General features: G+C 36.4%; 23 protein-coding genes. 17 read left to right on the top strand and 6 right to left on the bottom strand.

The annotated features are described in order from the left end of the window. Positions 1 to 2 precede the first annotated feature (2 nt). The 16 genes from infA to ABVM52_RS11660 all read left to right on the top strand — a co-directional run bounded on the left by infA (position 3) and on the right by ABVM52_RS11660 (position 14,480). Positions 3 to 218, top strand: a complete 216-nt coding sequence (gene infA, locus ABVM52_RS11585; RefSeq protein ID WP_013305172.1) for a translation initiation factor IF-1 — start codon at positions 3 to 5, stop codon at positions 216 to 218. 8 nt (positions 219 to 226) lie between these two features. After that, positions 227 to 343 (top strand): type B 50S ribosomal protein L36, encoded by a 117-nt coding sequence (ykgO, locus tag ABVM52_RS11590; RefSeq protein WP_013305171.1) that lies wholly within the window; start codon positions 227 to 229, stop codon positions 341 to 343. 2 nt (positions 344 to 345) lie between these two features. Next, the gene (gene rpsM, locus ABVM52_RS11595; protein ID WP_089259463.1) at positions 346 to 720 is read left to right on the top strand and encodes a 30S ribosomal protein S13; all 375 of its coding nucleotides are present in this window, start codon (positions 346 to 348) and stop codon (positions 718 to 720) included. Positions 721 to 729: 9 nt separating this feature from the next. Continuing rightward, a complete protein-coding gene (gene rpsK / locus ABVM52_RS11600; RefSeq protein WP_036152169.1) occupies positions 730 to 1,122 on the top strand; it encodes a 30S ribosomal protein S11 in 393 nt (130 codons plus the stop codon). Between the two features lie 87 nt (positions 1,123 to 1,209). Beyond that, positions 1,210 to 1,815, top strand: a complete 606-nt coding sequence (rpsD, locus tag ABVM52_RS11605) for a 30S ribosomal protein S4 (RefSeq protein ID WP_405380647.1) — start codon at positions 1,210 to 1,212, stop codon at positions 1,813 to 1,815. 17 nt (positions 1,816 to 1,832) lie between these two features. Next, entirely contained in the window at positions 1,833 to 2,825 is a 993-nt protein-coding gene (locus ABVM52_RS11610) for a DNA-directed RNA polymerase subunit alpha (protein WP_405380649.1), read from the top strand. Between the two features lie 59 nt (positions 2,826 to 2,884). Next, positions 2,885 to 3,439 (top strand): 50S ribosomal protein L17, encoded by a 555-nt coding sequence (gene rplQ, locus ABVM52_RS11615; RefSeq protein WP_405380651.1) that lies wholly within the window; start codon positions 2,885 to 2,887, stop codon positions 3,437 to 3,439. A gap of 92 nt (positions 3,440 to 3,531) precedes the next feature. Next, entirely contained in the window at positions 3,532 to 4,659 is a 1,128-nt protein-coding gene (gene carA / locus ABVM52_RS11620; protein WP_405380653.1) for a glutamine-hydrolyzing carbamoyl-phosphate synthase small subunit, read from the top strand. Between the two features lie 103 nt (positions 4,660 to 4,762). Then, entirely contained in the window at positions 4,763 to 6,055 is a 1,293-nt protein-coding gene (eno, locus tag ABVM52_RS11625) for a phosphopyruvate hydratase (protein ID WP_405380655.1), read from the top strand. A gap of 118 nt (positions 6,056 to 6,173) precedes the next feature. Further along, positions 6,174 to 7,709 (top strand): glycogen synthase, encoded by a 1,536-nt coding sequence (locus tag ABVM52_RS11630; protein WP_405380657.1) that lies wholly within the window; start codon positions 6,174 to 6,176, stop codon positions 7,707 to 7,709. Between the two features lie 115 nt (positions 7,710 to 7,824). Beyond that, positions 7,825 to 9,111: a citrate synthase gene (locus ABVM52_RS11635; RefSeq protein WP_405380659.1), complete on the top strand. Its 1,287-nt coding sequence runs from the start codon at positions 7,825 to 7,827 to the stop codon at positions 9,109 to 9,111. 93 nt (positions 9,112 to 9,204) lie between these two features. Continuing rightward, positions 9,205 to 10,119: a dimethylarginine dimethylaminohydrolase family protein gene (locus tag ABVM52_RS11640; RefSeq protein WP_405380661.1), complete on the top strand. Its 915-nt coding sequence runs from the start codon at positions 9,205 to 9,207 to the stop codon at positions 10,117 to 10,119. A gap of 40 nt (positions 10,120 to 10,159) precedes the next feature. Beyond that, positions 10,160 to 11,089, top strand: coding sequence for a citrulline utilization hydrolase CtlX (gene ctlX / locus ABVM52_RS11645; protein ID WP_405380663.1), 930 nt, complete (start codon positions 10,160 to 10,162; stop codon positions 11,087 to 11,089). A 166-nt stretch (positions 11,090 to 11,255) separates the two neighbouring features. Continuing rightward, positions 11,256 to 11,807 (top strand): hypothetical protein, encoded by a 552-nt coding sequence (locus ABVM52_RS11650; RefSeq protein WP_405380665.1) that lies wholly within the window; start codon positions 11,256 to 11,258, stop codon positions 11,805 to 11,807. 9 nt (positions 11,808 to 11,816) lie between these two features. Beyond that, the gene (locus ABVM52_RS11655) at positions 11,817 to 12,308 is read left to right on the top strand and encodes a (2Fe-2S)-binding protein (RefSeq protein WP_405380667.1); all 492 of its coding nucleotides are present in this window, start codon (positions 11,817 to 11,819) and stop codon (positions 12,306 to 12,308) included. A 3-nt stretch (positions 12,309 to 12,311) separates the two neighbouring features. Then, positions 12,312 to 14,480, top strand: a complete 2,169-nt coding sequence (locus tag ABVM52_RS11660) for a molybdopterin cofactor-binding domain-containing protein (RefSeq protein WP_405380669.1) — start codon at positions 12,312 to 12,314, stop codon at positions 14,478 to 14,480. A 2-nt stretch (positions 14,481 to 14,482) separates the two neighbouring features. Here the strand turns inward: ABVM52_RS11660 and ABVM52_RS11665 are convergent, their stop codons facing one another. From ABVM52_RS11665 to ABVM52_RS11675, 3 genes are all read right to left on the bottom strand, one after another. Beyond that, a complete protein-coding gene (locus ABVM52_RS11665; RefSeq protein ID WP_405380671.1) occupies positions 14,483 to 15,349 on the bottom strand; it encodes a lysophospholipid acyltransferase family protein in 867 nt (288 codons plus the stop codon). A 113-nt stretch (positions 15,350 to 15,462) separates the two neighbouring features. Next, positions 15,463 to 16,896, bottom strand: coding sequence for an SDR family oxidoreductase (locus ABVM52_RS11670; protein ID WP_405380673.1), 1,434 nt, complete (start codon positions 16,894 to 16,896; stop codon positions 15,463 to 15,465). After that, positions 16,893 to 17,318 carry a hypothetical protein gene (locus ABVM52_RS11675; RefSeq protein WP_405380675.1) on the bottom strand — a complete coding sequence of 142 codons (426 nt, stop codon included), beginning with the start codon at positions 17,316 to 17,318 and terminating at the stop codon, positions 16,893 to 16,895. The genes ABVM52_RS11670 and ABVM52_RS11675 overlap by 4 nt, the downstream gene beginning before the upstream one ends. Positions 17,319 to 17,433: 115 nt before the next feature. Between ABVM52_RS11675 and argS the strand changes: the two genes are divergently transcribed. Beyond that, positions 17,434 to 19,215 carry an arginine--tRNA ligase gene (argS, locus tag ABVM52_RS11680; protein WP_405385123.1) on the top strand — a complete coding sequence of 594 codons (1,782 nt, stop codon included), beginning with the start codon at positions 17,434 to 17,436 and terminating at the stop codon, positions 19,213 to 19,215. Between the two features lie 9 nt (positions 19,216 to 19,224). Here argS and ABVM52_RS11685 read toward each other — a convergent pair whose 3' ends face one another. The 3 genes from ABVM52_RS11685 to ABVM52_RS11695 all read right to left on the bottom strand — a co-directional run bounded on the left by ABVM52_RS11685 (position 19,225) and on the right by ABVM52_RS11695 (position 23,398). Beyond that, positions 19,225 to 21,741 (bottom strand): TonB-dependent receptor, encoded by a 2,517-nt coding sequence (locus tag ABVM52_RS11685; protein WP_405380677.1) that lies wholly within the window; start codon positions 21,739 to 21,741, stop codon positions 19,225 to 19,227. Further along, positions 21,722 to 22,633: a FecR family protein gene (locus tag ABVM52_RS11690; protein WP_405380680.1), complete on the bottom strand. Its 912-nt coding sequence runs from the start codon at positions 22,631 to 22,633 to the stop codon at positions 21,722 to 21,724. The genes ABVM52_RS11685 and ABVM52_RS11690 overlap by 20 nt, the downstream gene beginning before the upstream one ends. A 252-nt stretch (positions 22,634 to 22,885) precedes the next feature. Next, the gene (locus ABVM52_RS11695; RefSeq protein WP_405380683.1) at positions 22,886 to 23,398 is read right to left on the bottom strand and encodes an RNA polymerase sigma factor; all 513 of its coding nucleotides are present in this window, start codon (positions 23,396 to 23,398) and stop codon (positions 22,886 to 22,888) included. Positions 23,399 to 23,416: the final 18 nt, after the last annotated feature.

The following is a 23,416-nucleotide window of genomic DNA, read 5'->3' on the forward strand; positions in this document are numbered from 1 at the left end:
TTATGGCTAAACAGGCAGCAATAGAACAAGATGGTTCTATCATTGAAGCATTGTCAAATGCAATGTTTAGGGTAGAATTGGAAAATGGACATGTAGTAACAGCGCATATTTCAGGTAAGATGCGTATGCATTATATTAAATTATTACCTGGTGATAAGGTTAAATTGGAGATGAGTCCATATGATCTTACGAAAGCAAGAATTACATATAGATACTAAGATACAAGATGAAAGTAAGAGCATCAGTTAAAAAGAGAAGTGCCGACTGCAAGATTGTTCGCAGAAAAGGCAGGTTGTACGTAATCAACAAAAAGAATCCTAGATTTAAACAAAGACAAGGGTAATTATGGCAAGAATCGCAGGTATTGATATACCAAAACAAAAGAGAGGCGTTATCGCCTTAACCTACATTTTTGGAATTGGAAGAAGTAGAGCTCAGGAAATTTTGAGCAAAGCCCAGGTTAGTGAAGATACAAAGGTTTCTGATTGGAATGATGATGAAATAGGACGTATTAGGGAGGCTGTATCTGGTTACGTAATCGAAGGAGAATTACGTTCCGAAACCCAATTGAACATTAAACGATTAATGGATATTGGTTGTTATAGAGGTATTCGTCACAGGTCTGGTTTACCTTTAAGAGGTCAGCGTACCAAGAATAATTCTAGAACTAGAAAAGGAAAGCGTAAAACAGTTGCTAACAAGAAAAAAGCAACTAAATAATAAGTAGGTATGGCAAAGGCAAATACTAAAGTTACCAAGAAACGTAAAGTTATAGTTGATTCTGTTGGAGAAGCTCATATAAGTGCATCTTTCAACAATATCATTATCTCTTTAACCAATAAAAAGGGAGATGTAATTTCTTGGTCGTCTGCAGGTAAATTAGGATTTAGAGGTTCTAAGAAAAATACTCCTTATGCAGCTCAGGTTGCAGCTGAAGATTGTTCTAAAGTTGCTCACGAGGCAGGTTTGAGAAAAGTGAAAGTTTACGTTAAAGGACCTGGTAATGGTAGAGAATCTGCTATTAGGTCTTTACATAATGCAGGAATAGAGGTAACGGAAATTATCGATGTTACACCTATGCCACATAATGGTTGTAGACCTCCAAAAAGAAGAAGAGTTTAATCAATTTTATATATTTCACCGAAAGTGTAATTACGATTATCGAAGGATAAGCCTTAATTCATAATCTCACTTTCAAATTAAAGGAAAATGGCAAGATATACAGGACCAAAGTCAAAAATCGCACGTAAATTCGGCGAAGCAATTTTTGGAGACGATAAGTCTTTCGAAAAGAAAAACTACCCACCAGGACAGCATGGGAACAACAGACGTAGAGGAAAGAAATCTGAGTACTCTATTCAGTTAATGGAAAAGCAGAAGGCTAAATATACCTACGGTATTTTAGAAAAACAATTTAGAAATTTGTTTCAAGCTGCAAAAAGAAAAGAAGGTGTTGCTGGTGAAATATTATTGCAATTATGTGAATCACGTTTAGATAACGTAGTTTACAGAATGGGAATTTCACCTACTAGAAGTGGGGCAAGACAATTGGTTTCTCATAGACATATAACAGTAAACGGGGAAGTTGTAAATATACCTTCTTATTCCCTTAAGGCCGGAGATGTTGTTGGAGTTAGGGAAAAGTCAAAATCATTACAAAGTATACAGGATTCATTAACCGCTAATAGCGCTGTTTATGAGTGGATTTCTTGGAATAGCGAAAAGAAGGAAGGTACGTATGTATCTGTTCCTGAAAGAATGCAGATTCCAGAAAACATCAAAGAACAATTAATCGTGGAGTTATACTCTAAATAAACAATACCGATCCAATTATGGCATTATTTAATTTTCAGAAACCCGATAAAGTAATAATGATCGATTCCTCAGATTTCGAAGGGAAGTTCGAATTTCGCCCTTTGGAACCTGGTTATGGATTAACTGTTGGGAATGCGTTAAGACGTGTGTTGCTTTCTTCATTAGAAGGTTATGCAATTACGTCTGTTAGGATAGATAAGGTAGAGCATGAGTTCTCGGTTATCTCTGGCGTTGTAGAAGATGTTACTGAAATTATATTGAACTTGAAGCAAGTACGTTTCAAGAAACAAATAGAAGATTCTGAAGCAGAAGTTGTATCAATTTCCGTAAGTGGAAAAAATCAATTAACTGCTGGCGATTTTCAAAAATTTATTTCAGGATATCAGGTGTTAAACCCAGATTTGGTAATTTGTAATATGGATGCCAAAGTAAGCATCAATATGGAAATAACCATTGAAAAAGGTAGGGGTTATGTGCCTGCAGAGGAAAATAAAAAATCTGGTGCGCCAATAGGTACAATAGCGGTAGATTCTATCTTTACGCCTATTAAGAATGTAAAGTATAGTATTGAAAACTTTCGTGTAGAGCAAAAGACCGATTATGAAAAATTGGTTTTTGAAATATCTTCTGATGGTTCTATCCATCCTAAGGATGCGTTGACGGAAGCGGCAAAAGTACTTATTCATCACTTCATGTTGTTCTCGGATGAGCGTATTACGCTTGAAGCGGATGAAATAGCACAAACTGAAACATATGATGAAGAATCATTGCATATGCGTCAGTTATTAAAAACAAAATTGGTAGATATGGATCTTTCCGTACGTGCCCTTAATTGTTTAAAAGCTGCAGAAGTAGATACGTTAGGTGATTTAGTTTCTTTCAATAAGAACGACTTAATGAAGTTTAGAAACTTCGGTAAAAAATCTTTAACAGAACTTGAAGAACTTGTTATCAACAAAGGTTTAAGTTTTGGTATGGATTTATCAAAATACAAATTAGATAAAGATTAAATAATCATATTTTGCTCCTCGTTCTAACGAGTTTGGTAGCAAGATGATAAAACAGAAAAATGAGACACGGTAAAAAAGTTAATCACTTAGGTAGAAAAACAGCACATAGAAAGGCTATGTTGGCAAACATGGCTTGTTCTTTGATCGAGCATAAAAGAATCAACACTACGGTTGCTAAGGCTAAAGCGTTAAAGCAATTTGTTGAGCCTTTAATTACTAAATCAAAAGCTGAGAATAATGTAAGTGCTGAAAAAGGTACGCACAACAGACGTATAGTTTTTAAGAACTTACGTGATAAGAATGCGGTTACTGAATTGTTCAGTGTGGTTTCGGAAAAGGTTGCTGATAGACCAGGTGGTTATACTAGAATTATTAAATTAGGTAATCGTTTAGGAGATAACGCGGATATGGCGATGATAGAATTGGTTGATTTCAACGAATTGTATAACGCTGGTAAGCCTAAAAAGAAATCTACTAGAAGAAGTAGAAGATCTGGTGGTAATAATGCAGAAACTGCTTCTAAAGTTAAAGAAACTAAAGTAGCGGAAGATGCTCAACCAGAAACAGAATCTCAAACAGATAACGAGGTAAAGGCAGATGATTCTAAGGAATAAATTGTCAATAAATTTTTATAATGAAAAGGATAAGCTTTCTAGCTTATCCTTTTTTTTATGTTTTTTTGTAACTGAATAAATACTAGCATAAAATGAAATATCAAGCAAAGAGAAAAGCCTTAATATTACTTTCAGATGGTACCATATTCCATGGTAAGTCTGTGGGAGATAAAGAGGGTACGGCTTTTGGAGAAGTTTGTTTTAATACCGGTATGACCGGATACCAGGAAATTTTCACAGATCCTTCATATTTTGGCCAAATCATGGTAACTACAAATGCCCATATTGGGAATTATGGAGTAAATAAAGATGAAGTAGAATCGGACACTATAAAAATATCTGGTTTAGTATGTAGAAATTTTAGCTATGATTATTCCAGGGCTTTGGCAGATGATAGTTTGCAAGGTTTTTTGGATGACAATGGTTTGTTTGCTATTTCCGATGTTGATACCAGGGCTTTGGTGAGCTATATTAGGGATCATGGTGCAATGAATGCGGTAATATCTACTGAAGTGGATAATATAGGCGATTTAAAAAAACGTTTAGCAGAAGTTCCTAGTATGGAAGGTTTGGAACTAGCTTCTAAAGTGTCTACTAAAGAGCCTTATTTTGTGGGTAGTGAAAACGCATCGATTAAAATAGCTGCGTTGGATATAGGTATTAAAAAGAATATTCTTAGAAACTTGGTGAAAAGGAATGCCTATGTTAAGGTTTTCCCTTATAACACTACTTTTGAGGAAATGGAGGCTTGGGGTCCAGATGCCTATTTTATATCTAACGGCCCGGGTGATCCAGAACCATTGACGGATGCAATTGCGGCCACCAAAAAAATTATATATACAGATAAGCCGGTTTTTGGTATTTGCCTTGGGCATCAAATCATTGCGTTGGCCAATGGTGTGTCTACTTACAAAATGCATAATGGGCATAGGGGTATTAATCATCCTATATTAAATCTTTTAACAGGCAAGGGAGAGATTACCTCGCAAAATCACGGTTTTGCAATTAACCGTGAAGAAACGGAGGCAAACAATCTTTTGGAAATTACGCATGAGCATTTGAACGATAAAACAGTTGCAGGTTTGCGAATGAAAAATAAAGATGTTTTTTCCGTTCAATATCACCCAGAAGCTAGTCCGGGACCTCATGATGCGGATTACCTTTTTGATGATTTTTTCGGTTTAATTGAAAAAAGTATAAAACATAACGAAATAGTTTAAATTAATGTTATTTAATGGGCAATTGTAATGTGCAAATAAACTTGGTGGAAACTTGGTTTTGTATCTTTGTCCTTTAAATGATCAACTAATAAAAATTAAATAAATGAGTATCATATTAAGTGTTCACGCAAGACAAATTTTAGATTCTAGGGGAAACCCAACGGTTGAAGTAGATGTAATTACTGAAAATGGTGTAATGGGTAGGGCTGCAGTTCCTTCTGGTGCATCTACCGGTGAACATGAAGCAGTTGAACTACGTGATGGTGGTAAGGATTTCATGGGTAAAGGAGTTCTTAAGGCTGTTGATAATGTAAACAATGTAATTGCTGAAGAAATTTTGGGAATGTCCGTATTTGACCAAAACTTACTTGATCAAACAATGATCGATTTAGATGGAACATCAAATAAATCCAAATTAGGGGCCAATGCTATATTAGGAGTTTCTTTGGCGGCAGCCAAAGCGGCAGCAAACGAACTTGGTCTTTCATTGTTTAGATATGTAGGTGGTGTAAGCGCAAATACATTGCCTGTACCAATGATGAATATAATTAATGGTGGTTCTCACTCAGACGCTCCTATTGCGTTTCAGGAATTCATGGTAATGCCGGTTAAAGCAAAGAGCTTTTCACATGCAATGCAGATGGGTACGGAGATTTTTCACCATTTGAAAAAAGTATTGCACGACCGTGGACTAAGTACTGCGGTAGGTGATGAAGGTGGTTTTGCACCTAACCTTGCAGGGGGTACTGAAGATGCATTGGACACTATTGCTAAAGCGGTTAAAAATGCCGGATATTCTTTAGGTGATGATGTTATGATCGCATTAGATTGTGCTGCGGCCGAGTTCTTTGTAGATGGAAAATACGATTATACCAAATTTGAAGGCGAGTCTGGTGTTATAAGAACATCTGAGGAGCAAGCTCAGTACTTAGCTGACCTTAGTGCTAAATATCCTATTATTTCTATTGAAGACGGTATGGATGAGAATGATTGGGACGGTTGGAAATCATTGACCGATAAAATTGGAGATAAGGTACAATTGGTAGGAGATGATTTATTTGTTACCAATGTGGAACGTTTGTCTACAGGTATAGAAAAAGGCATTGCCAATTCAATTTTAATCAAGGTGAATCAAATAGGTACGCTAACGGAAACTATTGCTGCAGTAAATATGGCTAAAAATGCTGGCTATACTTCAGTTATGTCGCATAGATCTGGTGAGACGGAAGATAATACTATTGCTGACCTTGCGGTAGCGTTAAATACCGGCCAAATTAAGACAGGTTCGGCTTCAAGATCAGACCGTATGGCCAAATACAACCAATTGTTACGAATAGAGGAAGAATTGGGTAGTACGGCCTATTACCCTCAAGAAAAAGCATTCAAGGTCAACTAGATTTTGTATGGTAATCAATATAAAAAGCCTTTCCAATTTTGGAAAGGCTTTTTTTGTCTTACTCCTAAACTTTAACTACCTTTTGTAAAAAATACATTTAATACTTTGCTAGTAGCCTATGAACAACTTTCTTTTCGTTTCAGCAGAAAATGACGCCATTCCCGATTGTAAAGCTGGTGGCATGGGAGATGTGGTAAGAGATGTGCCAAGGGAAATTTCGAAAAGGAACGATAGGGTTCATGTAGTTGTTCCTTCTTATTCCAGGCTACATAAAAATGGAATTTTTAGAACTAACCTTCATTTTCACCTTAGGGGTGTGCCATATACGGCAGAGCTTTATGAAGTTATCCCTAAAAAGGTCGACAAGAATATTACCCATTACGTAATTCATCATCCAGAAATTATAGAAGGTGGTATTGCACATATTTATCATGATGACCCTACAGAACCATTTTATAATGATTTTATAAAGTTTATCATTTTTTGTACCGCTACGGCAGAAGCAATCAAGGTTGGGGCTTTTGGCGATTTGGATATCGTTCATATGCATGATTGGCATTCAGCTGCGCTTCTGTTCATTAAAAAGTACCATGCCCAATATCAGGATTTAAAGAAAATGAGGTATGTGTATACCATACATAATTTGGCTATTCAGGGAATAAGGCCTTTTTATGATAATTATGCATCGGTACATAACTGGTTCCCAGAAGTGGAATTGGATCATAAGGAGTTGTTGGATTCACGCTATCAAGACTGCATTAATCTTATGGCGGTAGGTATTAGGTTGGCAGACGCCGTACATACCGTCTCACCATCATATAAAGAAGATGTTCTTTTGCCTAGTAGAAGACCGGAATTTATTGGCGGTGAAAGCCTTGAAGATGATTTACGGAAAGCAGATAATGAGGGTAGATTGTTTGGTATACTAAATGCCAGTAATTATAACAATATTAGAAAAGCCGAAAAGGGTTTTCTTTATAGAAATACGGTCAAAGCTCTTTTTGGATGGTTGCAGGATACTTCAAAAAAATATAAAGCGGATTTTTTGGCACATACCGGCGAGAAGATTATGCAATTTGTAGGTAACAGACCAAAATTCATAGTATCAAGTGTAGCTCGTTTAACGGAACAGAAATTCTATTTCCTTATGCGTTCTCCAGATGCTTTTGAAAAAATGTTGGCTCGTTTACAGGAAGTGGATGGTATTTTTATGCTCTTGGGTACGGGTGATCCGGATTATGAGGAGTTTTTTAGAGAAATGAGTTATAAGCACCAAAATTTTATTTTCACCAATGGTCAGTCAGAAGATTTGATAGACTCCATGTACTTGGAAACAGATCTATATTTTATGCCTAGTTTATTTGAGCCCTGTGGTATCAGTCAAATGTTGGCAATGCGCAATGGAAATCCGTGTTTGGTTCATCATACCGGTGGCTTAAAAGATACTGTTCAGCATATGAAAACCGGCTTTGCTTTTGATGGTGATACGTATGAGCAACAAATTGAAAATATGGTGCTTCGTTTTGATGAGGCAATTTCTATTTGGCAGAATGATAAAGTTAAGTGGAAAAAAATACAGGTCAATGCCAAAAAGGCCCGTTTTACATGGGAAAAGTCTTTGGATGAATATTACAAATCATTATATATGTTGTGAGTAATGTAGTTAAAAGATCATATTGTTAATTTTACCCCAAACAGATTATTGAAATTGTTAAAACAATCCTGTTTTGTTAACTTTACCGTGAGTAAATAAAACGTAAAAATTAAAAATGTCAGATAAAGCTACTTTAGAATATAATGGTGAAAAATATGAGTTTCCGGTAATTAAGGGAACCGAGGATGAACTTGCGATTGATATAAAATCTTTGCGTTCAGCTACCAAAGGAATGATAACCATTGATCCGGGTTTCAAAAATACGGGATCATGTGAAAGTGCTATTACTTTCTTAGATGGCGAGAAAGGAATTTTACGTTATAGGGGATATTCAATTGAAGAGTTGGCAGAGAAAGCAGATTTCCTGGAAGTTGCCTACGCTTTAATATTTGGAGACTTGCCTAACAAAGAAGAACTGGCAAAGTTCCATAAGGATATAAAAGATGAATCTCACGTAGATGAGGAGATGAAAAAGATTTTGGACGGCTTTCCAAAGTCAGCACACCCAATGGGTGTTTTGTCATCTTTGACAAGTGCATTGATAGCATTTAACCCGTCTACTGTTGATGTAAGTTCAGATGAGGATATGTACCATGCAATTGTACGTATTCTTGCAAAATTCCCGGTTCTTGTTGCTTGGACTTTACGTAAGAAGAAAGGTCTTCCATTAGATTATGGAGATGATAGTTTAGGGTATGTTGAGAACATTCATAAAATGATGTTCAAGCGTCCTAATCAAGATTATAAAAAGAACAAGGTGGTTATAGAGGCATTGGACAAGTTATTGATCTTACATGCAGATCATGAACAAAACTGTTCTACGAGTACTGTTCGTATCGTAGGTTCTTCACATGCTGGTTTATTCGCATCTTTATCTGCTGGTATTTCAGCGCTTTGGGGACCACTTCATGGTGGTGCCAACCAAGCAGTTTTAGAAATGCTTGAAGCTATTGAAGCGGATGGTGGTGACACCAAAAAATACATGGCTAAAGCAAAAGATAAGTCTGATCCTTTCAGGCTAATGGGCTTTGGACATAGAGTTTATAAAAACTTTGATCCTCGTGCCAAAATTATTAAAGTTGCAGCAGACGAGGTATTGGCAGATTTAGGTATAGATGATCCTATTCTTGATATTGCTAAAGGTTTGGAAAAAGAAGCACTTGAAGATCAGTACTTTGTTGATAGAAAATTATACCCTAATGTAGATTTCTATTCAGGTATTATTTACAGAGCTTTAGGTATACCTACAGAAATGTTTACGGTTATGTTCGCATTGGGTAGATTACCAGGGTGGATTGCACAATGGAGAGAAATGAGATTGAAAGGTGAACCAATTGGTAGACCAAGACAAGTATATACAGGTGAAAATTTAAGGTCTTTTGTCGAACTTGACAAAAGGTAGATTGCTACCGTTAATAAAAAAACAAAAGCTCTTTTAATTTTTAAAGGAGCTTTTTTTTGTGCCATATTTTAATTCATATTTAAATATAGACTTATGTTACAATTAAATATCAATGATGAAATTTCACCTTTAAAGGCGGTTGTGCTGGGTATCGCAAAAAGTTCGGGACCAACACCTACTTTAGAGGAAGCTTATGACCCAAAATCCAAAGAACATATTAAGGCGGGTACTTATCCGTTGGAAGCCGATATGATTGAAGAAATGGAAGCTTTTAAAGATGTCTTTGAAAAATATGATGTTAAGGTTTTTAGACCTGAGGTTCTTGAAAATTGTAATCAGATATTTACCCGAGATATCGCTTTTGTTATTGAAGATAAATTGATAAAAGCCAATATCTTGCCTGATCGAGAACAAGAGGTAGAGGCTATTTTACATGTTCTGGATAAAATAGATGATGATAATATTCTAACACCTCCAGATGATGTTCATGTAGAAGGTGGCGATGTAATGCCTTGGAATGATTATATTTTCGTTGGTACCTATACCGCAGATGATTACCCTTCATATATTACGGCAAGAACAAATAAGGCTGCAGTTGAATATTTGACCAAACAGTTTCCTCACAAAACAATCAAATCATTTGAGTTACGTAAATCCAATACCGTAGCTAAAGACAATGCCTTGCATTTAGATTGTTGTTTTCAACCCTTAGGTAAGGGGAAAGCTATTATTCATAAAAACGGATTTTTAGTGGAGGAGGAATACCAGTGGTTGGTAGACTTTTTTGGTAAAGAGAATGTTTTTGAAATAGATGCTGTGGAAATGTACCATATGTACAGTAATGTTTTTTCAATTTCACCAGACGTGGTTGTATCTGAACAAAACTTTACCCGACTTAACAATTGGTTACGCGAACAGGGCTTTACGGTAGAAGAGATTCCGTATGCAGAGATATCAAAACAAGAGGGCTTACTACGTTGTAGTACGTTACCCTTAATTAGAGAATAATTTATAATTCAAAAAAAGTAACAACTTAATTAGTACCCCTATGCAAACTACAAATACAATACTCATGATTCGTCCTGTTTCATTCAGAATGAATGAACAGACCGCTGTCAATAACTATTTTATGGAAGATATTGATATGAAGAATCAGGAAATTAATAGCAAGGCTCAAGAAGAGTTTGATGCATTTGTATCCGTATTAAAAAATAATGGCGTTAATGTTATAGTTGTGCAGGATACCAAAGAACCTGATACTCCAGATAGTGTTTTTCCAAATAATTGGATTTCTTTTCATGCAAACGGTACGGTAGGGGTATACCCAATGTTTGCGGAGAATAGAAGGGAAGAGCGTCGAGATGATATTTTCGATATTTTAGAGGAGAACGGGTTTAAAATAAATGATGTTATCGATTATACTTCCGCCGAAGAAGAAGAATTGTTTCTTGAAGGTACCGGAAGTATTCTTATTGACAGGGTAAATAAAAAAGCGTATTGTGCACTTTCTGAACGGGCAGACGAGGAGTTGTTTATAGAGTTCTGTGAAGATTTTGATTTCTTTCCGGTAATTTTTACAGCGAATCAATCTGTAGGCGGTAAAAGGCTACCTATATATCATACTAATGTAATGATGGCATTGGCAGAAAATTTTGTTGTTATCTGTGCAGACTCCATCGATGATAAAAAGGAAAGAAAGAATGTATTGGACCATCTTAAGAAAGATGGTAAAGAAATCATTACCATTACAGAACAGCAAATGCATCATTTTGCTGGTAATATGTTGCAGGTTTTAGGTGGTAATGATAAAAGATATATGGTTATGAGTTCGGCGGCATATCATAGTTTGACTAAAGATCAGGTTGCTCAAATAGAGAAACACTGTGGTATTCTACATAGTTCTTTGCATACTATTGAAACCTGTGGAGGTGGTAGTGCCCGTTGTATGATGGCTGAAGTTTTTCTTCCTAAAGCATAATAATACGTGTTGGCCTGTTGAAATAATTAAATTTAATAGGCTAACATTTGTTAACGGTATTCGCTATCTTCATAGAGATTGAAAATTTTATCTATCAAAGGTCTTTATGAGGTTAAAAGCAATTTATATTTTTTCGATATTTTCAATTTCAGGGTTGATATTCGTATTGGCGAATTCACCTAAGGTTTCTGGATATGAAATTGTAGAGAAAACACAACTTCAAAATCAACAGGGTAATGAAGACTTCAACAAGATGATGGATGTGCTTACCCATCAACGATGTATGAATTGTCACCCTAGTGACCATATTCCTAAGCAAGGAGATGAGAGTCACCCGCACTATTTTGGTATGGCAAGAGGTGAAGATGACCATGGCTTTGAAGCTACTACGTGCAATACGTGTCATCAATCTGAAAATAATATGAATTCAGGGGTTCCCGGTGCACCACATTGGGCATTGGCGCCTGCCTCTATGGCTTGGGAAGGACTTACAAGAACCGAAATCGCAGAGCGTTTGTTGGACAAAAGTATGAACGGCAATAGAAGTCACGAAGATTTAATAAAACATATGACAGAAGATGACCTGGTACTTTGGGCATGGGAACCTGGGGTAGACGCCAATGGAGAAGAACGTACATTGCCACCGGTTTCAAAAGACGATTTTAAAATAGCAGTTGAAAATTGGTTTGCTAACGGAGCGGTCATTCCTTCTAAATAATTAAACTTTATGAAAATTTCCATTACTGTAAACGGAGTAGTAAAAGCTCTTGAAATAGCAGATGAAAATACGCCCTTACTTTGGGTAATTCGAGATACGTTAAACTTAAAGGGTACAAAATTTGGCTGTGGAAAAGCGGCTTGTGGGGCTTGTACCTTGCATGTAGATGGTGAGGCTGTTCGGTCTTGTTCCTATCCCGTTAAATTTGCTGAAGGTAAAGAAGTAACTACTATTGAAGGGTTGGGAGACAGAGAAAACCCACATCCTGTTCAACAAGCTTGGATAGATGAGATCGTACCCCAATGTGGATATTGTCAACCTGGGTTTATGATGGCAACGGTCGCATTGTTGAATAAAGTTCCTACACCAACAGATGAGGATATAGATAAGAATATTATCAATGTATGTCGCTGTGGCACCTATTACAGAATGCGAAAGGCAATACATAAGGCGGCGAAACTGCAAGCGGGTAAGGTTATGAACGAATCTAAAACCCTGTAATCCATGGCAGATAAAAGTAAAAAGAAAGTTTCTAGGCGTAAGTTTCTAGTACGTGGTGGATTGGGAACCATTGGTGTTGTAGCTATTGGTGCATATATTTTTAGAAACCCCATACGCCGACAGATTTTAGGAATGGTAAATTCTTTAGAGGCACCCTATACCGATAATACCGACAAGCCTATGGTTTGGTTCGAGGTTACATCTGATAATACTATTCTTTTACATTCTCCTAAAATGGAAATGGGTCAAGGTACGTTTACCGGTATTGCCCAAATGGCGGCCGATGAACTTTCTGTAACTATGAATCAGATAAAAGTGGTTCATGCAGCTTCTTCTACCGGTAATGTAGATAGTTTTGCTACTGGCGGTAGTACGTCTATTTCTGGATTATGGAAACCGCTCAGGGAGCTTGCTGCAATGTTACGGGTCATGCTCTTAAAAGAGGCTGCCCTTAAACTAAATGTTGGGGTCGATGAACTTTCGGTAGCGGATGGAATAATATCGGGTAACGGCAAAACGCTGACATATGCTCAGGCAGCGGAAGGAGTAGAACAATGGGAAGTGCCAGATGTACCTGTTTTAAAAGATAAAAAGGACTATAAGTATATTGGTCAGCCTATAACTAGAGTAGATTTGGAAGCTAAGGTATATGGTGATCCTATTTTTGGTATGGATGCTGATATGCCGGGTATGCTCTATGGGGCAGTAGTTAGACCAACAAAAATTGGAGCTACCTTCGTTAGTGCAGATACGTCTGAAGCTGAAAATATGCCCGGGGTAATTAAAATAATCATTGAAGATGACTTTGTAGGTGTTGTAGCCAATTCCATGATAGAGGCAGAGCATGCAAAAAATGCAATCAAGGTAACTTGGAATAGTATTGAGGATTTAGATACTACTGCCATAACCGAAATGATGACGGTCGGTAATGGTAATTCTACTATAATACAACAAAATGGAGCTGCTTTTGATGAGGATGATGAATTTGAAACCTTGGAATTTAGAAGTCCTATTGGGGCACATGCGCAAATTGAACCTAATGGAGTTGTAGCCTCGGTGGAAGCGGATAACGCAATTATTAAAATTTCTACACAGGTAGTTAGCCTTACCAGAAAAGAAGTTGCCAAAAGGTTAGGTATAGATACCGAACAAGTGAATATAGTACCTACTTATTTAGGTGGCGGATTTGGAAGAAGGTTACATACACCGCATGCAGTGCAAGCCGCGGTAATGTCTAAAGCTGTTGGTAAACCGGTAAAATACTTTTTTAGTAGAAAGGAAGAGTTTCAGCATGATATGTTTCGCCCGCCAACACATCATATTATTAAAGGTAAATTAAATGCGGATGGATTTTTAGATACGCTAGAGCATGAATTTGTAAGTGGTGATGTTGCTACAGATTCGGCATTGGTACCAAATGTACTTACAAACTTTCTTGGCGCTGATGTTGGTGCCATACGGGGTGGATTCATACAATACACGGCCATACCTAATTTCAAGTCAGTATATTGGCACGTTGAGTTGCCTTTTGCCACTAGCTGGTGGCGTAGCCTAGGTTTGTTGGCAAATACCTTTGCTATGGAAAGTTTTATTGATGAAATGGCGCTTAAAGGAAACAAAAATGCAGTCGATTTTAGGTTACAGCAAATCGGAGAGCAAGATATTGATGTTCGTTTAAAAAATGTTATTAAGGCAGCAGCTGAAAAAGCAAAATATTCAGAAGAGGTTGTAGAAGGTCGCGCAATGGGCTTTGCAGCATCTATAGATGCAAATACACCTTGTGCCCAAGTGGCAGAAGTTTCTATTGTCGATAATGAAATTAAAGTTCATAAAGTAACGGTTGCCATGGATCCTGGTTTGGCTGTTAACCCCGATCAAATTCGAGCGCAGTGCGAGGGTTGTGTTATTATGGGCATGAGTGCTGTACTTTATGAGCAAATGTTCGTTGAGAATGGCGAGTTGACACCAACCATTTACGGTCCATATCAAATGGCATTGATGAAAAATGCCCCTAAAGAAATAGATGTGATATTACTGCAAGGAAAAGATACTCCAGGTGCTGTTGGTGAACCTCCATTGGGTCCTATTGGTGCGGCAATAGCAAATGCAGTTAGAAGATTAACGGGCGAACGCTTGACACAGTTGCCACTTAAACTTTCTACCGAATCATAATTTTAATAGGTAATCCCGTCACGCTTCCATCTTTTGTGAGTCCATAGATACAATTCAGGGTATTTTTCAATGACCTTTTCCAACTTATTGGCATATAAATCAATAATGTTCTGTTCGTTTAAAGTGGCTGCTTGGTTAACAATGTTCTCGAAGAAAAGCTCATAGGATCCGCGTTTTATTTTCTTTAGATAGGGAATGAATATTGCTGAATCTGTTTTCTTGGCTATTTTGGCAGCACCTGTAAAAAAGGATGTTTGCTGATTAAAAAATATGGTTTGCTGCTTACCGGATTTTCCTAACGGACTTTGATCGCCAATGACACAGTTCATGGAAACGATGTTGTTATTTTTTAAATGAAGTAAATGGCGGTATCCTTCATTACTAGGAATACAATGCACATTAAAACGTTCTCGCATCAATATGAACAAATCATTGAAATAGGTATTAGATAATGGTTTGTATAAAGTATTGCAGTTTACATTTAGAAATAAAGGTACTGTAGTAAGCCATTCCCAATTGCCTTGGTGTGCGGTGTACAGCATAATATTTTCATTATTTTTTAGGTGATTGGTCAATAGGGATAGGTTATTGATTTTAAACCTGTTTTGAACTTCATTTGGATTAATTGTCAATAATTTAATCGCCTCAAAGAACATGTCGCAGAAATGCCTGTAAAATTTTTTTGCGATGCTGTTGATTTCTTTTTCTGTCTTGTCGGGGAACGCTACATGTAAATTTTTGCAGACTACTTTTTTTCGGTAACCAAGTACGTAGTACGTTAAGAAAAAGGTGATGTCAGATATGATGTATAATGCCCAAAAAGGTAAAATTGACAATACATAAAATGGAAAGAAACGTAAGTATTTCATCTTCAGAAAATTATGATAGTGATTGATGCTGCCTAAAAACGCTTACAATACTAGTCGTGAAAATAAAATGGATATTACTCTAAAGAATAAAAAAATAACTCTTTAGCTTAAAACTAATTTTGGTCGGTTTTAGCAATATTTCTGATCATGCCACCAAATATGAAATAGTGAAAAGGCACTATGCTATACCAATATAATCTACCGCGCAAACCACGTGGTCTAAAGGTAGCGGTTTGATGTAGTACGTTATTATCATCAATTTTAAATTCCAACCATGCTTCGCCAGGTAGTTTCATTTCGGCGAATAACAATAATCTTTTCGCTTTTTTGTCCGCAAGTAATACACGCCAAAAGTCAAGTGAATCACCCGCAAATATTTTGTCTGGATGTGTTCTGCCTCGTCTTAAACCAACACCGCCCCAAAGTTTATCTAAAAATCCCCTAATTTTCCATAACCAATTTCCATAGTACCATCCGGTTTCACCGCCAATGCTCCATATACGCTCTAGAACTTCCTCTGGTTGGGTAACTTGAATTTGCTTGTAGTCTTTCAGTACGCCATATTTTGGGACTTGTATATGTTTTTCAAGATTGTCAAGAAAACGACCACTGATCATACTGTCTTTCCAACTGCTGATCACTAAGTTTTGTTCTATCTTTTTAAATGCTAAATCAATAGCTTCTTTGTACGTATGTGGTTCAATGTTAAGTATATCCTGTAATCTGGTATCTTTTGCTATTACTTCTATTTTCATGCTATCCACCAGATTCAATGCCAATTTATATGATGTTGAGGTTACAAAGTATAACCAATATGAAGATAGTTTCGGAGTCATTACAGGTACGGTCCAAATCCAATTTTTGAATCCTCTGACTTCGGCATATTTATGCAACATTTCTTTATAATTGAGTACATTTGGTCCGGCAATATCAAATGAATCGTTATATGTTTTTTCGTTTCCTAAAACTCCGGTTAAAAATGCGATAACATCACGAATGGCAATAGGTTGCGTTTTGGTCAATACCCATTTAGGAGTAATCATCACAGGTAGTTTTTCACATAAATCGCGAATAATTTCAAATGAAGAACTGCCTGAGCCAACTATGATTCCCGCCCTTAAAACAGTTAGGTTAAAATCACCTTGGTAAAGGATATCTTCTACATTTTTTCTAGATTGTAAATGTTTTGAAAGTAACTCGTCATTTACAATTCCGCTTAAATAAATTACTTGTTCAATTTGAGTTTTAGAAACATACTTGTTGAAATTCTCTGCGGTTTTCGCCTCCATGTCATCAAAGTCTTGTGTAGAAGAACTCATGGAGTGAATTAGAAAGTATGCGGCATCAATATCTTGTGGAACTACATTCTCTTTTGGTTCCTCTAGAAAATCAATTTCAATAACTTCAATTTGGCTTCTGGTTTCTTTATCTACAGAAAGTCTGGTTTCATCGCGTACCGCACAAACTATCTCATGCCCCATTTCTAATAGCTGCGGTAAAATGCGCATACCTATATAACCATTGGCACCTGTGAGTAGTATTTTCATAAATCTTCTATTGATGTTGGTGCATTATCAGCCTTGTAATCCATAATTTTTTTAAGGAATTTTTGTACCGCTTTTGTGTCGGACTCCACTTTTATAAAATATTGGTCTTTGTAAAAGGAGTACACAGAAGCCTGCCCTTTGTAAATGGAAAGTTTGTAATAAGGTATCACCAAGGCATAAGATTCTAATAAAGATCTAAAGCCAACAATAATCCCTTTTGGTCTCATTTCTATATTGCAGGTATTTCTGTTATTATCTAAAATCAGTAAATTTCTAATGTCGATACTGGTTTCTGTAATGATAAGTTTTGGGGAGCCTATACCGCCCAATGCCCATCTTTCTTTTAAAGTAAATGGCTTGCCCACTTCAGCGTCAATTTTCTTGGAAACCGATTTGTTGTTATAAGATACGTTTACGAGCATGTATGTTTTCTTACACTGTTTTCATTAAAGTTAACGAAATGCCGAATGAATGCCGCATCTGTTCATCTTAAAGCATAAAAAATGATTAATTTTGCAGCCTTAATTAAACGTTTTGGTGAATATTCAAGAGGTACTATCAGATAAAGTAAAAGAAGCGGTAAAATCTATTTTTGACAAGGAATTGCCAAATGTAGAATTTCAGCCTACACGTAAAGATTTTGAAGGAGATATCACTATTGTGGTTTTCCCTATGTTGCGTGTAGTTAAGGGTAACCCTGTTCAAATTGGGGAGCAAATTGGTTCTTATTTACAAGAGCAGGTAGATGCTGTTGCAGGCTTTAACGTGATTAAAGGATTTTTGAATATTGTTATTGATGATAGTTATTATTTAAATTTCTTTACGTCAATTACCTCCCTTGAACAATACGGTTTTGTAAAAGAGTCCGATGATGCCGTTATGGTAGAATATTCTTCTCCAAATACCAATAAGCCTTTGCATTTAGGTCATATCCGAAATAATTTATTAGGCTATTCCGTTGCAGAAATTTTAAAGGCATCAGGTAAAAAAGTATATAAAACCCAAATCATCAATGACCGAGGAATTCATATTTGTAAAAGTATGGTAGCTTGGCAGAAATTTGGGAACGGAGAAACGCCGGAGTCTACTGGATTAAAAGGGGATAAGCTAGTTGGTAATTATTACGTAGCTTTTGATAAGGCATATAAAGAACAAATAGCGGAATTGGTCGCTAAGGGCACCGAACAAAAAGTTGCCGAAAAAGAGGCTCCTATTTTATTGGAGGCCCAAGAAATGTTGTTGAAATGGGAATCTGGAGATGAAGAGACAGTTTCGCTTTGGAAAACCATGAACGGTTGGGTGTATAAAGGTTTTGACGTTACCTATAAAAATTTGGGCGTTGATTTTGATACCCTTTATTATGAAAGTGACACCTACCTTTTAGGAAAAGATGTTGTTGCGGAGGGATTGAAAAAAGGTATTTTCTTTAAGAAGGAAGACGGTAGTGTTTGGATAGATTTGACCGAAGACGGATTGGATGAAAAAATTGTACTTCGTTCAGATGGTACTGCGGTTTATATGACCCAAGATATTGGTACGGCGATACAACGTGTAAAAGACCACCCAGATGTTAATGGTATGGTATATACCGTGGGTAACGAGCAAGATTATCATTTTAAAGTATTGTTTTTAATACTACAAAAACTCGGGTTTTCATGGTCTAATAAACTACATCACCTAAGTTACGGAATGGTAGATTTACCTAGCGGAAAGATGAAAAGTAGGGAAGGTACTGTTGTAGATGCCGATGATCTTATGGCAGATATGACCCAAACTGCTGCTACAATTTCTGAAGAGTTAGGTAAGCTTGAAGATTACAGTGAAGAAGAAAAGCAGTCGCTCTATAAAATGATTGGCTTAGGTGCTTTAAAATATTACATATTAAAAGTAGATCCTAAAAAACGAATTTTGTTCAACCCAGAAGAGTCGGTTGATTTTCAAGGAAATACGGGTCCGTTTATACAGTACACCCACGCACGTATTCAGTCGATATTAAGAAAGGCAGATAGTATGGGTATAGATATCTCTGAAAACGCTGAGGTTACTGCATTGCATGCAAAAGAAAAGGAATTGATCAAACAGCTTCAAATGTTCCCTGAGACCATTCAATTGGCTGCAGAAAACTTTAGTCCCGCTTTGATTGCCAATTATACGTATGATCTGGTAAAGGAATTCAATTCTTTTTACCAACAGGTTTCCATATTGGGAGAGGAGAACGAAGCCAAGAAAATACTACGTATACAATTGTCCAAAAAAGTGGCAGAGGTTATACAAGATGCGTTTAAATTATTGGGTGTGGAAGTGCCGGAACGTATGTAGGTCCTATACCTAAAACCGTATTCTAAAACTGGCATTTGGGGTTAGCCCCAACGATAGGCGTTCTATGGTTTCCACAGTGTTGTCTTCGCCTAATCTATAAAACATATTCAATGTATTTCTTCTATTGGTAATATTCAATATAGAAGCGCCAAACGAACCTTTAATGGTTTTGCTTAAATTAAATGTGTAATTGGCAGATGCATCTGCCCTTATATATTCAGGTAATCTACTGCTGTTAGGGTCTTCATAATTTACTTCTGCTGGAAAAACAGTTTCATCTACGGGGTCGTTGGCATCTGGCTTAGTAAAAGGTTTTCCGGATCTGAAATTTAAACCTAATCCTAATTTAAGATTTCCTAAAGTGTAATTTCCGGCAAGGGTTACTGAGTGTCTAACGTCTAAATTGTTGGGAAATGTAGTAGGTGTCAACGCATTGAACGTATAATCGTTTTTATTAAATGTATAGCTAAGCCATGCGCTGTAATCGTTGTTTTTGGTGTTGATCAAAAATTCTGCCCCTTTAATTACATATGAGCCTATTTCACCATCAAATTGATTCTGGTTTTGGAAACCTTGGGTGTATACATTTATACCGTTAACTTCTTTGTAAAATCCGTCAATACCTACATATAGTGTATTGGAGTCATAGTTAAAACCCAAGGAACCTTGTTTACTTTTTGTTATAGGTAATAGATCATCATCAGAAAGTATCCATCTTCTTTTTTCTATGCCTAGGAAATTTTGTTCCAAGTCAATGATCTGGTTGGTTACTTGACTTTTAAATTCGCCCATTACCTCAGCATTGAAATTAGAAAATACCTCATAGGAAATATTTAGCCTAGGTTCTAAAATGTATGTTTTAAACGTATTTAAATTTTCAATATAATTTAGTCGGGCCCCTAATAACCCATGAAATCTAGAATCCTCAGATGTAAACTTGATTTCACTAAAAAGGGCATGTTTACGTATGACCCCTTTTATATTACTTGCAAATGGAGGTTGATTTATATTGGTTCTATTCTCTATACCGGTCTCTGTAAGTTCATATCCATTTACCCAATCTAAATTTCTAAAAAGCCCGTATTTGGTTATTAGCTTTACATTGGACTCCTTAACAAGATTGTTCTGTTTTAACGTCTGACTTTCATTGTTGGAAATTGTTAGTGCATTCAACCCATATTGGGAGTAGTAAAATTGTACATCTGTACTAAAGCTATTAGACCAGGTACTTTCCAATTGTGTACCTATAGCTATATTATCCTGATTTAAGTTGCTGCCATTGAGCGTATTGTTATCATTGGTCTCAAAATAACTTAAGTTATTGCTCATGGTGATCAAGCTGGTTTTAAATTTATGGTCTTGGTTTATTTCAAAGAGTAATTTTGCGGTAAAATCGTAAAAGTAAAAATCACTTTCATTATCTACTTGGCTATCTTGAAAAGCCTTTTCAGAAAATACGGTATAGGTTGGGGTGCTTAAAAAATCGGTGTACGATCTACGACCTGAAAATTGTAATCCTAAACGTTCATTAATTGGGATATGTCCAAATACATCTCCAGATATTAGATTGAAACCAGCGCCCCCGTTGGTGTAAGCTGGAATTTGGTCAGAGGTGCGTAAATCCAATGTGCCGCTTAAGCCATCTCCATATATAGAAGATGTGCCGTTTTTAATAATAGTTACCTTGTCCGTAACGTAAGGATTAAAAGCAGAGATCAAGCCAAAAAAATGACCGGTCTGATACATTTTAATATGGTCCCAAAGAATTAGGTTTTGGTCATTTGTTCCTCCTCTAATATTAATATCGGATACGGTTTCATCCACACTCTTTATTCCTGGGAGCGCTTGCACTGTTTGTAATATATCTGGTTCGCTGTTACCGGGTAAAATGCCAAATTTGGACAAGTTAAGTTCAAAACTGGCATTGCTCATTTTGTTCAGGCCAGTGGTCAAAAACTGTGACACCACAACCTCTTCCAATTCTTGATAACTAAGAGGCATAGCAATTATAGGGCAGGCAGTGGTATTGGAGAGTTTATCCACTTCAAGAAATTGTGGTTTAAAACCTAAATGTTTTACACGTACCGTTGCTGATACGGGAATATCGTTAAAGTAAAATTTACCAGTATTGTCTGTTATGCCAGAAATGGAAGTCCCTAAAATTTCAACCGTTGCACCGGGAATCGTGTTTTTCTCAAAATTGTCAAACACAAAGCCGCAAATAGAAACCGTAGAAATACGTGTTAAGGTATAGTACCTGTCATTTAGTTTGGTGATGACCATACCCGTGTTTTTCTGTATATGGTCTAATTTTAAAGGAAGGGACGGTAATTGTAACGGAACAATGGACACCTCTTTCAAAGCATTGTCCGCAAAGGAAAATTTTATATCATGCTCTTTTTCCAAGATAGCAAGATAGTCTACCAAAGACATGGTATCTTTTGCTACATTTTGCCCATAGGCAATTATGCTAAAGCAAAGTAGTAAAAAAAATGTAACTAAAAATTTAAGGTGCTTCTTCTTCATAGAACAGCACATGGTTTCCATCTAATTTAAATTTTACCTGTAATGGAACACTAATGCTTTTAAGGGCGAGTTCAAGATTATCATTATTGAAAGAACCTGTAAAAAGTTGTTCGTCGTCAATGTAGTCATAGGTTACCTCTATATTGAACTGTCGTTGCAATTCATCCATTACATAATGCAAAGGTATACTTCTGAACGAACTTTCACTAGACAACCAAGATGGTTTACCATTTACTTCTGCTTTATATGTAATGCTTTTGCCATTAACGGTTAAAATAGAATTACCGGCAGGTAGCTTTGTTTCTTTGCCATTTATGGTTACACTTACCAAGCCTTCAAAACAGGTAACCTCAAAATATTCTTTTCTGTTTTTTACATTAAATTGGGTCCCTAGCACGGTAACCGTACCGTTTGTTGTGGCTACATTGAACTTTTTTCCTTTGGCAACTTTAAAATAAGCTTCCCCATTAAGTTCAATATTTCTCTTATCGTCCCATTTTTTTTCATTGTATGCCAATTCCGATTCGGCATTTAGAATTACCTCAGAGGTATCCGGTAAGGTTATGGTCTTGTTTTCCGCATATGCGGTTGTAATGGTATTGTCCAGACTATTGAGGTAAAAAAATGAAGCGGTCAATAATATCATTATGGCCGCCGCTATACGCAAGAAAGGTTTATAAGGAGACAGGGTAAATACTTTTGGGGCTTCTTTTACTTTATTCCCCTCTAGAGAAGTCCAAGCGGCATCCATGTCAAAAGTGGGTGCTTCCATCTTGTCGGAAACATCCTTTATTTTCTTATATGTTGCATAGGCTTCAGATTGTTTAAACTCCGCCAATTCGGCATCGGTTAATTCATCATTAAGCCATTTTGCTAAGTAATTGTCTTGCATATTTTTAGCTTTCTATTGGTATAACAACTATAAAGAGAAATACCCTACTTTTTTATTTTTGTATTAAGTATTAAGTTATTGGTGGTGGTTAAGAGTATTAAGTAAAAAGTATTGAGTAGTTGTGTTGTTTAATTGAAATGTATTTTTTTCACTAACTCACTAACTCACTAACTCACTAACTCACTAACTCACTAACTCACTAACTCACTAACTCACTAACTCACTAACTCACTCACTCACTAACTCACTAACCTATATCCCATCAATTTGCTCTCTTAAACTTTTCAGTGCCAAATGCATCCTTTTTTCTATTGCTTTTACACTTACTCCTTCCATTTCGGCAATTTCCGCATATTTTTTTCCGTCTATCCTATTCAATAAAAAGGTAGTACGCTGGTTTTCTGGTAAACTGTTCAGGGCATTGTCCAATTTTTCCCTAAACTGATTCTCCTCCATAATAAATTCTGGAGATTGGTTTGTAGTCTTTAGGGTAGCATCCGCATACTTTAAACGAACTTTTTCTGCCTTAATAACATTCAAATATAAATTATTGGCTATCGTGTACACATAGGACTTAGCTTTGTTTGGAGCCACTTTTGCACAATTCTCCCATAGTTTAACAAATGCTTCCTGTACGGCATCATTGGCTTTTTCCTCGTTGCCAAATTTATAATAGATGTAATTGAATACGGTTTTTGACGTTTCATTAAAAACGTTTCTGTAGACCGACTCTTCACATACATTTTGTGGTTGTTCTGTTTTCAAAGGGGTTTCTTTTTATCA

Source organism: Maribacter sp. LLG6340-A2 (assembly GCF_045057105.1).
Lineage (GTDB): Bacteria > Bacteroidota > Bacteroidia > Flavobacteriales > Flavobacteriaceae > Maribacter.

Excerpts from the sequence above, each read along its gene's own strand:
- ABVM52_RS11640 (WP_405380661.1), top strand. The coding sequence starts at position 9,205 with ATGTTACAATTAAATATCAATGATGAAATTTCACCTTTAAAGGCGGTT.
- ykgO (WP_013305171.1), top strand. The coding sequence starts at position 227 with ATGAAAGTAAGAGCATCAGTTAAAAAGAGAAGTGCCGACTGCAAGATT.
- ABVM52_RS11655 (WP_405380667.1), top strand. The coding sequence starts at position 11,817 with ATGAAAATTTCCATTACTGTAAACGGAGTAGTAAAAGCTCTTGAAATA.
- ABVM52_RS11675 (WP_405380675.1), bottom strand. The coding sequence starts at position 17,318 with ATGCTCGTAAACGTATCTTATAACAACAAATCGGTTTCCAAGAAAATT.
- ABVM52_RS11630 (WP_405380657.1), top strand. The coding sequence starts at position 6,174 with ATGAACAACTTTCTTTTCGTTTCAGCAGAAAATGACGCCATTCCCGAT.
- rpsK (WP_036152169.1), top strand. The coding sequence starts at position 730 with ATGGCAAAGGCAAATACTAAAGTTACCAAGAAACGTAAAGTTATAGTT.
- ctlX (WP_405380663.1), top strand. The coding sequence starts at position 10,160 with ATGCAAACTACAAATACAATACTCATGATTCGTCCTGTTTCATTCAGA.
- ABVM52_RS11610 (WP_405380649.1), top strand. The coding sequence starts at position 1,833 with ATGGCATTATTTAATTTTCAGAAACCCGATAAAGTAATAATGATCGAT.
- ABVM52_RS11660 (WP_405380669.1), top strand. The coding sequence starts at position 12,312 with ATGGCAGATAAAAGTAAAAAGAAAGTTTCTAGGCGTAAGTTTCTAGTA.
- eno (WP_405380655.1), top strand. The coding sequence starts at position 4,763 with ATGAGTATCATATTAAGTGTTCACGCAAGACAAATTTTAGATTCTAGG.
- ABVM52_RS11670 (WP_405380673.1), bottom strand. The coding sequence starts at position 16,896 with ATGAAAATACTACTCACAGGTGCCAATGGTTATATAGGTATGCGCATT.
- ABVM52_RS11690 (WP_405380680.1), bottom strand. The coding sequence starts at position 22,633 with ATGCAAGACAATTACTTAGCAAAATGGCTTAATGATGAATTAACCGAT.
- rpsD (WP_405380647.1), top strand. The coding sequence starts at position 1,210 with ATGGCAAGATATACAGGACCAAAGTCAAAAATCGCACGTAAATTCGGC.
- carA (WP_405380653.1), top strand. The coding sequence starts at position 3,532 with ATGAAATATCAAGCAAAGAGAAAAGCCTTAATATTACTTTCAGATGGT.
- ABVM52_RS11685 (WP_405380677.1), bottom strand. The coding sequence starts at position 21,741 with ATGAAGAAGAAGCACCTTAAATTTTTAGTTACATTTTTTTTACTACTT.
- rplQ (WP_405380651.1), top strand. The coding sequence starts at position 2,885 with ATGAGACACGGTAAAAAAGTTAATCACTTAGGTAGAAAAACAGCACAT.
- ABVM52_RS11665 (WP_405380671.1), bottom strand. The coding sequence starts at position 15,349 with ATGAAATACTTACGTTTCTTTCCATTTTATGTATTGTCAATTTTACCT.
- ABVM52_RS11635 (WP_405380659.1), top strand. The coding sequence starts at position 7,825 with ATGTCAGATAAAGCTACTTTAGAATATAATGGTGAAAAATATGAGTTT.
- rpsM (WP_089259463.1), top strand. The coding sequence starts at position 346 with ATGGCAAGAATCGCAGGTATTGATATACCAAAACAAAAGAGAGGCGTT.
- infA (WP_013305172.1), top strand. The coding sequence starts at position 3 with ATGGCTAAACAGGCAGCAATAGAACAAGATGGTTCTATCATTGAAGCA.